Source organism: Raoultella sp., from assembly GCF_039594335.1.
Classification (GTDB): Bacteria; Pseudomonadota; Gammaproteobacteria; order Enterobacterales; family Enterobacteriaceae; genus Klebsiella.
This window is the reverse complement of the sequence record NZ_JBCNNS010000138.1, coordinates 1-10,971: the sequence shown is the minus strand read 5'-3', so window position 1 is coordinate 10,971 and position 10,971 is coordinate 1. Positions and strand designations below refer to the sequence as shown.

Below are 10,971 nucleotides of genomic sequence, written 5' to 3'. Positions count from 1 at the left end.
ATCAGTTTGAAATAACCCCATTGCTCGGTATGAACGCCGGCAAGTTGCAATAACTGCCCTCCCCAGCGGGTAAATTCCCCGGTAACGGCCCAGAACGTGCCGGTAATACCGAAATAATAGGTGGAGAGAATGCCTGCTGCGATCACTGCGGGGGCCGGTGCCCAGAATTTAATCAGGTAGGCCTGTTTGAACTGTTGCCATGTCATGAAAGATGCCTCTGAACTCAGAAGGTAAATTACCCCTGGCGGGGTTAAAGAAGGCGGGATAATACGCCGCTGATAGCGACAAAACGCTCGATGGGATCAAAATGAATCGATCCGACAACAAGATAAAGGCCGCCGCGCGGCCTTTATTCTTTTTCAGCAGGGAGATGACTCACGCCGGGAGACAATTAATGAAAACCCAGCCGAATAAGGCTCAGCGGACAAAATAATCCCTCGCAGCCTTCTATTTCCACGCAGTCAGCGCGACGCAATTGTTCCGCCGTTTTACCTTCGCTGTGGATGGTCTTAATGATGCCCGTCACGCCATTTCCCGCCACCATAACCATGCTACCTGTTGAGATAGCGTTACGGTTACGATCGTAAGTTTTCATGGTTTCCTCCTCTTATCAAATAGCTGAACGGGATGGTTAGCGGTTTTTTAATACACCTTTTGTCAGTGAGTTTTTTTGAGATTTATCAAAATCATGCTTTTTACCCGTGAGACTACCCGCCATTACGTCGGGGGAAACAGGGCCATTCTGCGCGGGTGGCTATGATATTTTCGCGAACATCCAGTACAGCATCGCGGAGAGTATCACCGAGGCGGGCAGCGTCAGTACCCAGGCCATCAGCAGGTTACGCACGGTAGAAAACTGCAATCCTGAGCGATTTGCCGCCATGGTTCCGGCGATCCCGGAAGAGAGGACGTGAGTGGTGGAGACGGGAAGGCCAAAGGCATCGGCGGCGCCAATGGTACCCATCGCCACCAGTTCCGCGCTGGCGCCCTGAGCATAGGTCAGGTGCGTTTTGCCGATCTTCTCGCCGATGGTGACGACAATGCGTCGCCAGCCGACCATGGTGCCTAATCCAAGCGCCAAAGCGACGGCCACTTTCACCCAGAAAGGAATGAAACGCGTGGCGTTATCGAGCTCTTTTTTCAGCGCATCAAGGTTCTGTGATGTCTCCAGCGGCAGTTGAACATCGGGGTTTTTCTTCAAATGTTTGATGGTTTCCGCCGCCAGATACATATCGTTACGGGTATTGGATACCGCCTGGCCCGGGATCTTATCGACGGAACCATACTGGCGAATCTGGTCGCCAATCATGCCGGAAAGGTGCGCCAGCGCCGGTAAAACATCTGGTGTCAGTTGGCTGTCGCGCACATATTGGGTCAGCGCTTCACGAGGATCGGTGGGGAGGTTGCCGGGGAATTGTTTGAGTAGCCTGTTTTCAGTGACCTCGGCCAACGCCGCGACCCGTGGCGCCTGTTCCGGGGGCAGAGTGCGGTTTAGCGCATAGGCAATAGGCATGGTCCCCACCAGGATCAGCATAATGAGCCCCATTCCCTTTTGTCCGTCGTTGGAGCCGTGGGCAAAAGAGACGCCGGTACAGGTGAGTATTAGCAGACTACGGATCCACAGCGGTGGCGGCGCGTCATTTTCCGGTGCGGTGTAGAGCTGTTTGTTTTTGACGAAGCGTTTTAACAGCAGCAGCAGGACGGCGGCGCAGACAAAGCCGACCACCGGCGAGAGCAGTAATGAATAACCGACATTGACCGCCTGACCCCAGTCGACGTCGCTGGTGCCATTGCGCCCGTGGAGCAGCGCGTTTGAAACGCCAACGCCGATAATCGAGCCGATCAGCGTGTGTGACGAAGAGGACGGCAGGCCGAACCACCAGGTCCCCAGGTTCCAGATAATGGCGGAAAACAGCAGGGCATACACCATCGCAAACCCGTTGCCGGTACCGGCCTGTAGAATGAGTTCGACCGGGAGTAAGGAAATGATACCGAAGGCCACCACGCCGCTGGAGAGCAAAACGCCGAGGAAATTAAAGAAGCCGGACCACATGACCGCGACGGTCGGCGGCAGGGAATGGGTATAGATGACGGTGGCCACGGCGTTGGCGGTATCATGGAAGCCATTCACAAACTCAAAGCCGAGAGCAATCAATAAAGCCAGCCCTAATAAAAGAAAAGGCAGGTAGCTGGTATATACCGTTCCTGAACGGGCCACGTCGTTAAATAAACTCACGCCGGAAAATGCGATGCCGATAGCTAATAAAAAGACAAAAAAAAGAACAGTTTTTTTACTGTTCTTTTGGTAAATCTTTGACTGGATGACTTGCGGACCTGGGCCCGGCGCAACGCGTTGCGAGCTGCTGTTATCGCTCATCAGGAACCTTCCTCTAAACGTCAGACAGGATAAAATGTTACGGGTGACAGCGCTGAACTTATAAAACGCAGATGTCAGCCAGGTTGCCGTTTGATGAACAAATCATTAACCTTGCCAGGCTCTGAAAAATAGCGAAAGATGACTTGATTCGGGTTCGAATAACATGCAATCAAATCCTGAGGGATATATGAGTCAAGATGTCGCAGGAAAGATGTTAAAGCCCGATTTTGATATGGAAGTTTCCGGGCTGTTGTACGGTTTTCTTTTTCGGGAAGGGCATCAGCCGCAGCAAATCACCTCCCAGCATGTGTGCTCTCGTTTTCACGAACTGGACGGCGAAAATGATTTTGTCTGGCTGCATCTCAATCTCAACCACGCCACCGCCGAGAAGTGGTTGCTGAATCATTTCCCCGTTGCCGATTTTTTCTTTGAAGAGATCCGCGACGGCTCTCACACCACCCGCATTGAACGTCAGGGCGACAATTTGTTTGCCGTGCTGAACGACGTCATTTTTCATCCCCAGGAGACCACTGCGGAAACATCGACGCTGTGGCTGTACTGTAGTCAGAAGCTGGTGGTGACGGCCCGCTACAAACCGCTGCGCTTTATTGAATGGATGTTGCCCCGGCTGGCGACATTAAATGTGACATCTTCCACCGCGCTGCTGGCCTTTTTGCTTGAAGAGCAGGAGGAGGTGCTGGAGCAGGTGGTGCGCCAGGCAAGTCGCCGCGTCGATGCCATCGAAGAGCGGCTGCTCAGTAACCACGTCCAGCGCAATCGTGCCGACCTGGCGCGCCTGCGGCGGATGCTCCTGCGCTTTCAGCGGCTGTTGGCTCCTGAACCGGCAGCGATGTTTCGGCTCCTCAACCGTCCACCGGCGTGGATCGACCGCTCCGTGGTTCAGGAGTTTCGCCAGTTCACTGAGGAGTTTACCGTGGTGCTCAATGACCTCTCCGGGTTGACCGAGCGTATCAGCCTGCTGCAGGAAGAGATCAGCGCCCGGCAAATGGAAAAAAGTAACCGCACTCTATATACCTTGACGGTCATTACCGTGCTGGCGTTACCGATCAATATTGTGGCGGGGTTCTTCGGCATGAACGTCGGGGGGATCCCGCTATCGACCAATCATCACGGGTTTATCCTGCTGGTGCTGCTCGTCGGTGGATTTACCCTTGTGGCAGGATATCTGGCCTTCCGGCGACGGGACGATTTGTGAACCGGGGGGCTTGTTCAGGCTGTGCCAACGGCGTTTAACACAGCCGAAGCCGTGCTGAACGCCGCGACGTGACTATGTTAAAGCGCGTAGGGCGGCAATCAAGCCGTTGACGCCTCTTTCCAGTTTCTCCCGGGGACAGCCGGCATTGAGGCGCACAAAACCGCCCCCTTCTTCGCCGTAGGTATACCCGGGCATAATGGCGACCTTCTGCACCTCAATGAGTGCTTTTTGCAGCGCGCGGTCGTCCACGTCGAGCGGGCGCAAATCAATCCAGGCGAGATAGGTGGCCTGCGGCGGCTGCCAGTTCAGTTGCGGGAATGCCTGATTGAGTGCCTGCGCAATATAGCGCATGTTGTCTTGCAAACAGAGCCGTAGCGCATCGAGCCACGGGGCGCCTTCGCGGTAGGCGGCAATATGGGCGACAAGCGCCGGCACGGAGGGTGACGAGAGTCCGTCGCGACTCTTCAGTGCCGTGAGATAAGCTTCGCGGGAAGCGGTCTCTTCAATCAAGCCGTAAGCACCGGTAAACGCCGGAATATTGAAGCTTTTTGAGCCGGAGGTAAACAGCGCCCACGGCCCGCGGGCGACGTCGCACCACGGCGTATGATGATGTTCGTGCCAGACCATATCCATATGAATCTCATCGCTGATGACCTTCACACCGTGCTTTTCGCACAAGAGGGCCATCGTCTCAAGCTCTTCGCGGCTCCACACTTTTCCCGTGGGGTTATGCGGGCTGCACAGCAGCAGCAGCGTGTTACGCGGCGCCGCCAGCGCGCGTTCAAGCTGTGCCATATCGCAATGCCACCGGTTATCCCGATGCGTCAGCGGGACCGGCGCAACGCGACGCTGGTTTCCTGTGATGGTGTTATAAAAAGCATCATAGGCCGGCGTATGGACAATCACACCGTCACCTTCGTCAGACCACTGGCGAATCATCTCCGCCACCATGTAAATGACCGACGGGCCATACACGATCGCGTCGCGGTTCACGGCGGAGTGAAACCGGCTGGCGTACCAGTGGGCGATCGCGCCAAGAAACTCATCGTTTTTCCAGCGGCTGTAGCCGAACACGCCGTGCGCCAGACGCTTACTGACGGCATCAAGAATGCAGGGGGCGGTGGCGAAATCCATATCGGAGATAGTAAAGGGGAGCAGGTCGGCGGCGCCAAAGCGGTCGGCTACGTAGTCCCATTGCGTACACCAGGTACCGTGGCGATCGACAGGCGTTGCAAAATCAAACATTGACACTTCCTTCATCAAAGCCCCCGCCGGGTCAGGCGGGGCGGATATTTAGGCCTGGACGGTATTCATCAGTACGGCCATTTCATCTTTCACCGACTGAACCTGAGGACCGATAACGACCTGCAGGTTATGCTGATTGAGCTGCACCACGCCGATGGCGCGGTTGGCTTTCAGCGCGGCGCTATCCACTTTACTCATGTCGTGCACAGACAGACGCAGGCGGGTAATACAGTTATCCAGGGAGACGATGTTATCGGCTCCGCCCAGCGCGGCCAGAATTGCTGGCACGTTGTAACCGGATTTACCGGTGACGCCAGCTACGGCTTTGTCAAAGGCGGTCTGGGTTTCGATATCGCGGCCCGGCGTTTTCAGATTAAAGCGGGTGATGGCGAAACGGAAGATGCCGTAATACACCGCAAACCAGATAGCGGCCACCACCGGCACCAGATACCATTTGGTGGACAGGCCGTGCAGGATGCCGAAGACCACGAAGTCAATGACGTTCCCGTCGGTGTTGCCGATAGTGACGCCAAGTACCGCCATGATAGTGAAGCCGAGGCCGGTCAGCAGGGCGTGAATCACATACAGTACAGGGGCGACGAACAGGAACAGGAACTCCAGCGGTTCAGTGGTACCGCCCACGACGCAGGCGATCACACCGGAGATCAGCAGTCCTTTAATTTTATGACGGTTTTCCGGACGCGCGCAGTGGTACATTGCCAGCGCCGCACCCGGCAGGCCGCCGAGAAATGCCGGCATTTTACCCTGCGACAGGAAGCGGGTGGCGCTTTCTGAGAAGCCGTGCGTTTCCGGGCAGCTCAGCTGCGCCTGGAAGATAGTCAGCGCGCCGCTGACGGTATGACCGCACACATCCATGGTCCCGCCCGCTTCGGTAAAGCGAATCAGGGCCACCAGAATATGGTGCAGTCCGAACGGTAGCAGCAAACGTTCACCGGTACCGAAAATCATCGGTCCAAAGTCGCCGGCGCTGTTAATGACGTGGCCGAGGGCGTTGATCCCCATGGCAAAGACCGGCCAGACGAGGGGGATAACCAGACCGACCAGGCCGAGCACCACGGTGGTGATAATTGGCACAAAACGCGTACCGCCAAAGAAGGCCAATGCGTCAGGCAGGCGGATATTATGAAAACGTTCGTGCAGCATCCAGACAATGATCCCGGCGATCACCGCTCCAAGGATCCCGGTATCGATTGACTGAATACCGATGATGTTCTGGATATTGTTGGCTTTCAGCACCGTGGCATCGGTCGTGGGCAGAATCCCTTTCGCGGTGAGCCAGAAGTTCACCGCCAGGTTCATGACCGCATAACCGACGAAGCCGGCAAAGGCCGCCACGCCTTTATTTTCGCGCGCCAGCCCCAGCGGAATCGCAATACAGAACATAACTGGCAGGAAGCTAAAGGCGAAAGAGCCGACTTTACTCATCCAGACAAACACCGCCTGCAACAGAGGAATATCGAGCCACGGCAGCAGGGTGAGCACATCATGGCTGCTTAAAGAACTGCCGATTCCCAGCATGATTCCGCAAAAAGAGAGCAATGCCACGGGCAACATAAACGTTTTTCCTAATTGCTGGAAAAACTCCCACAAGGTAATTTTTGGTGTCGTTTTTGCCGTCATTAACACGAATCCTGATTTTTTCAGTTATGGGTAGGGTATAACGCCACGGCAAGATAAAACGTTTTATCAATTTTTAGTGCGATAAAAATCACATAATCAGGCGATGATAACGTTTATAAAGGTAACCTATTGATAAAACGTTTTATCGACCGCCACAGGGAGACGGTTGCAGTTATGGCTATCGCAAAAAAGATCACTATTAACGACGTTGCGCAGGTGGCCGGGGTATCGGTGAGTACGGTTTCACTGGTGTTGAGCGGCAAAGGCCGGATATCGTCTGCCACCGGCGAGCGTGTCAATCAGGCGATTGAGCAGCTGGGTTTTGTGCGTAACCGCCAGGCGGCTTCCCTGCGCGGTGGGCAGAGCGGCGTGATTGGTCTTATTGTGAGTGACCTCTCCAAACCGTTTTATGCCGAGCTCACCGCCGGTCTGATCGATGCGCTTGAGTCTGAGGGCAAAATGGTCTTTCTCACCCAGGGCGGCCATAGCGGGGAAAAAATGTGCCAGCGCTTTGAGACCCTGATCTCACAGGGTGTAGACGGGGTGATTATTGCCGGTGCTATCGACAAAGGCAGCGAACTGCGCGATCGCGCTGCGGAGGTCGGTATGCCGTTGGTGTTTGCCTCCCGCGCCAGCTACCTCGATGATATCGACCTTATCCGCCCGGATAATATGCAGGCCGCGCAGATCGTCACCGAACACCTGATCCGCCGCGGGCACCAGCGCATCGCCTGGCTGGGTGGGCAAAGCGCGTCGTTGACACGAGCGGAGCGGGTAGGCGGATACTGCGCGACGCTACTGAAGTACGGTCTGCCGTTTCACAGCGAATGGGTCGTGGAGTGCGAATCCAGCCAAAAGCTGGCGGCTGAAGCCATGGCCTCGCTGCTGCGGCAGAACCCGACCATTACCGCTGTGCTGTGCTACAACAGCGTGATTGCCACCGGTGCCTGGTTTGGCCTGATGCGAGCGGGGCGACAGAGCGGTGAAGACAGCGTGGAGAGCTATTTTGAACAGCGTGTGGCGCTGGCGGCTTTTGCTGAAGTCCCGGAAAGTGCGCTGGATGACGTACCGTTGACCTGGGTCACCACGCCTGCGCGCGAGATGGGGCAAAGCCTGGCGGAATGTATTCTACAGCGTCTGGAGAAAGGGCAGATGAGCACGAGAAATCAAATCATGCCCCCGCGGCTGGTGACCCGAAAATAGCCCCTCGAAAGGGGCTCATGGCGAGATTACTGCTGCGGCGCGACCGGCGGCGCCACTTCTTCAGGCAAGGTTTCCTGCGGTTCGGCGCCTGGGGCTGCCGGCAGAGTAAAGCCAAACATTCCCGCGAACTCGTCCAGCGGCATTTTCTGCCCGTTCAGGGTGACCTGACCCTCGGCATATTGCAGGCTGGAGGTGATCGCGTTGTTGTCCATTGTGGTTATGCGGAACATCTGCCCCATGGCGGCCAGACCTTTCACCTGCTGGTCTGCGAGTTTAGCCGCATCTTCCGGCTGGTAACCTTCGAGGCCAGCAATCTGAGTCATAAATGCGGTGGCCATATCGACCGGAATGACCAGCTTGCTATCGAGCGACTTGACGCTGCGATCCACTTCATCCGCCAGCGTTTGCGGCTCAGCGGTGGTCAGCGCGGGGTCTTTCAGCAGAACAGACATATTAAAGGTGCTTTCACCTTTGGCATTGCGCCAGCTCAGCGGGGCGATAGTCAGTGACGGGTTACCCTTCAGCAAAATCGGCAGCGCTTTAAAGAAGGTTTCTGTCAGCGCCTGCTGATATAATTCAGGATTCTGCGTCATCTCCGGATTCGCCATCAGTGCCTGGGCTTCGGCATTGTACTGCTCGCTGAACTGATGCCAGGCCTGGCCATCAAGATTCGCCAGCTTAACGGTCAGTTTACCGCTGCCGATATCCTGGTTTTGCAGCTTCAGGCTGTTGACGGTGTAATCCAGCTGGCTGTTAATTCCTTTACCGTCTTCAGTCAGCGAAGACTGGCCCTCGATGTTCATGCCTTCCAGTAGGGCCAGCTCTTTCCCTTCAACGCCAATCGACAGTTTATCCAGAGAGATTTTTTGCTTACCGATGCGCTCATTGAAGTTGGTCATCTCGGTGGCGCCGTCGGTTTTCAGGTTATTGAAGTTCAACTGGACTTTCTGGTTGTATTCATTGAGCGCATTGATCTGGCCGCTGCTCGCTTCACCGCTCAGACTCAGGGATTGGCCTTGCGCATCCGCATTTAGCTGGAACTGGCCGCCGCTGAAGGCGACCTTCTCATCGCCTTTCGCGTAGTCCAGTGGTCTCAGATCGATAGCCGACCGGCTGTCGCCACTGTAGGCAATGCGGGTATTGATGGTAAACGGTGATTCGCCTTTGGCGATATCAAACAGTCCTTTGCTGGCGTCGTTACTGACCAGCGAGGTTTTGACGGATGCCATCGCCGGGGCAAGCTGGCCGGATTTCAGTGCTGCTGCCGGGAAGGGGCCGTGATCGACCACTTCATCAAACACCAGTGACTGTCCGGCAGCAAGCCAGCTGTTCTCTTTACCGGCAACCGGCTTCACTACCAGCTGCAGGCGGCTACTGAACAGGCCACGCTGATAGTTTTGCCATGACAATTCCACGCCAGCTTCCGGCGCGCTGCTTTGTAGCTGCGCATTGGCCTGTTGCACCACATCAGCGAGGCGATTTTCCAACTGTTTCCCTGTGTACCAGGCGCCACCTGTCCAGATGACGCCCAGCGCCACGATAATTCCTGCTGCGACCAGCGATTTCTTCATAGCATTTGTCCATAAATAAAACCAGGCGGTTCGGGCCGCCTGGTCATGTTGTCATGATGAGGGAAAGTCTAGCAAGTGTGGCTAAAAAGTTCAGTAACTTACTTGAGCTTATTAAAGACGCGCGCCAGACGACCGCTGCCGCTGACTGCAACCGGCGACTCGTTACAGCCAATAAAGGCCGACTCGCCCGCTTTCAGGGGCAGACGCTGTTCTCCTTTACGCAGAACCGCTTCGCCTTCCACGCAGAAGACGATGGCCGCGCTCTGCTGCTCAAGGGGGAATTCCTGCGCTGAAAGATCGTGCAGGGAGAAGGCGAAATCATCGACCGGAATCGGGAAATTCAGCTCAGCGGCGTGTTGCACCGGCTGAGTCAGCAGCTCGCTGGCCGGTTTGGCGACAAACTTCACGTTGGCAACCAGCTCAGGAATATCGATGTATTTCGGCGTCAGGCCGGCACGCAGTACGTTATCCGAGTTGGCCATCACTTCCATCGCCACCCCCTGCAGATAGGCATGCGGCGTTTCGGCGAACAGGAACATCGCCTCGCCGGGATTCAACTTCACCACATTAAGCAGCAGCGGAGAAAACAAGCCGCTGTCGTCGGGATAGAATTCAGCGATCAGGCGGATGGTCTGCCACGGTTCGCCCTGTTGGTTATCCAGCGCCGTTTGCAGCACGCGCAGAGCGTGCGCTTTTTCTGCGCCTTGCATATTGAGCAGGCCGGCGAACAGCTGACTTAAATGTTCAGCATCCGGGTGGCTGAGGAATTCACCGATGGCCGGGTGCGCGCTGGCAACCGGCTGCAGCAGGGCGGCAATCTCGCTAAATTCACGGAACGCGTTCATCGCCAGGAATGGCGTCAGCGCAAAGACCAACTCCGGCTTGTGGTTAGGATCTTTATAGTTGCGTTCAGCGGCATCCAGCGCAATGCCGGCGGCGTTCTCTTTGGCAAAGCCAGCTTCGGAGGCCTGCTTGTTCGGATGAACCTGGATAGAGAGCGGCTGGGCGGCGCAGAGCACTTTAAACAGGAACGGCAGTTCGCCGAAACGCTGCGCAACCTTGTCGCCGAGCAGCGCTGACTTGTCGCCGTCAATGATCTGGCGCAGTGCGCGCGGGTGACCGTCAGCGTCCAGAATCTGCGAGCTGCTCTTCGGGTGGGCGCCCATCCACAGCTCCGCCATTGGCAGGTTGTCCGGGTTGGCAATACCATAAAGTTCTGTTAATGCGGTGTGACTTCCCCAGGCATAGTTCTGCACTGAGTTAATGAGCTTTTGCATTCTCAATCCCTGTTTCCACATGATAATAATCACTCTATATAAACCAGCAAACCGCCGAGAAGCAACTGCTGAAAGAAAAAGTCGTCCCTGTCTCAGTTTTTGTTAAAATTTTGTGTAAAATTGATCGACTCGCTTTTCTACAGGCAAATGGAGTGTCTGCCTGAAATATAATCAGCCCAGCAGTAAGTGAGAGCACAATGTCGAATAAACCGTTTGTTTATCAGGATCCTTTTCCCCTTAAAAAGGATGACACCGAGTATTATCTCCTCAGTCGTGACTACGTTTCCATCGCCGAATTCGCCGGCCAGGAAGTTCTGAAGGTTGAACCTGAAGCCCTGACCCTTCTGGCACAACACGCTTTCCACGATGCTTCCTTTATGTTGCGCCCGGCGCACCAGCAGCAGGTCGCCGATATCCTTAACGACCCGGAAGCCAGCGAAA

General features: G+C 55.6%; 8 protein-coding genes and 2 pseudogenes. 3 read left to right on the top strand and 7 right to left on the bottom strand.

Going from position 1 to position 10,971, the window contains the following annotated elements:
- The 3 genes and pseudogenes from ACZAHD_RS18775 to ACZAHD_RS18765 form a co-directional block, all read right to left on the bottom strand.
- Positions 1–206 (bottom strand): annotated as a pseudogene (locus ACZAHD_RS18775) (selenium metabolism membrane protein YedE/FdhT); the annotation flags it as partial.
- A gap of 185 nt (positions 207–391) precedes the next feature.
- Positions 392–595 (bottom strand): putative selenium delivery protein YdfZ, encoded by a 204-nt coding sequence (gene ydfZ, locus ACZAHD_RS18770; protein ID WP_462458126.1) that lies wholly within the window; start codon positions 593–595, stop codon positions 392–394.
- Between the two features lie 159 nt (positions 596–754).
- Positions 755–2,377, bottom strand: coding sequence for an inorganic phosphate transporter (locus ACZAHD_RS18765; protein ID WP_462458125.1), 1,623 nt, complete (start codon positions 2,375–2,377; stop codon positions 755–757).
- Between the two features lie 187 nt (positions 2,378–2,564).
- On the opposite strand from ACZAHD_RS18765, the gene ACZAHD_RS18760 reads away from it, so the two are divergent.
- A complete protein-coding gene (locus tag ACZAHD_RS18760; protein ID WP_462458124.1) occupies positions 2,565–3,593 on the top strand; it encodes a CorA family divalent cation transporter in 1,029 nt (342 codons plus the stop codon).
- Positions 3,594–3,665: 72 nt separating this feature from the next.
- Here ACZAHD_RS18760 and ACZAHD_RS18755 read toward each other — a convergent pair whose 3' ends face one another.
- Both ACZAHD_RS18755 and malX read right to left on the bottom strand, forming a co-directional pair.
- Positions 3,666–4,838: a MalY/PatB family protein gene (locus ACZAHD_RS18755; RefSeq protein ID WP_462458123.1), complete on the bottom strand. Its 1,173-nt coding sequence runs from the start codon at positions 4,836–4,838 to the stop codon at positions 3,666–3,668.
- A 48-nt stretch (positions 4,839–4,886) separates the two neighbouring features.
- Positions 4,887–6,479, bottom strand: a complete 1,593-nt coding sequence (malX, locus tag ACZAHD_RS18750) for a maltose/glucose-specific PTS transporter subunit IIBC (protein ID WP_462458122.1) — start codon at positions 6,477–6,479, stop codon at positions 4,887–4,889.
- Between the two features lie 174 nt (positions 6,480–6,653).
- Here malX and ACZAHD_RS18745 point away from each other — a divergent pair, with 174 nt between their 5' ends.
- Positions 6,654–7,682, top strand: a complete 1,029-nt coding sequence (locus ACZAHD_RS18745) for a Mal regulon transcriptional regulator MalI (RefSeq protein ID WP_462458121.1) — start codon at positions 6,654–6,656, stop codon at positions 7,680–7,682.
- Between the two features lie 26 nt (positions 7,683–7,708).
- Here the strand turns inward: ACZAHD_RS18745 and ACZAHD_RS18740 are convergent, their stop codons facing one another.
- Together ACZAHD_RS18740 and manA are read right to left on the bottom strand one after the other, a co-directional pair.
- A complete protein-coding gene (locus tag ACZAHD_RS18740) occupies positions 7,709–9,253 on the bottom strand; it encodes a YdgA family protein (RefSeq protein WP_462458120.1) in 1,545 nt (514 codons plus the stop codon).
- A gap of 98 nt (positions 9,254–9,351) precedes the next feature.
- Entirely contained in the window at positions 9,352–10,530 is a 1,179-nt protein-coding gene (gene manA, locus ACZAHD_RS18735; protein ID WP_462458119.1) for a mannose-6-phosphate isomerase, read from the bottom strand.
- 197 nt (positions 10,531–10,727) lie between these two features.
- Here manA and ACZAHD_RS18730 point away from each other — a divergent pair.
- Positions 10,728–10,971 (top strand): annotated as a pseudogene (locus tag ACZAHD_RS18730) (fumarate hydratase); the annotation flags it as partial.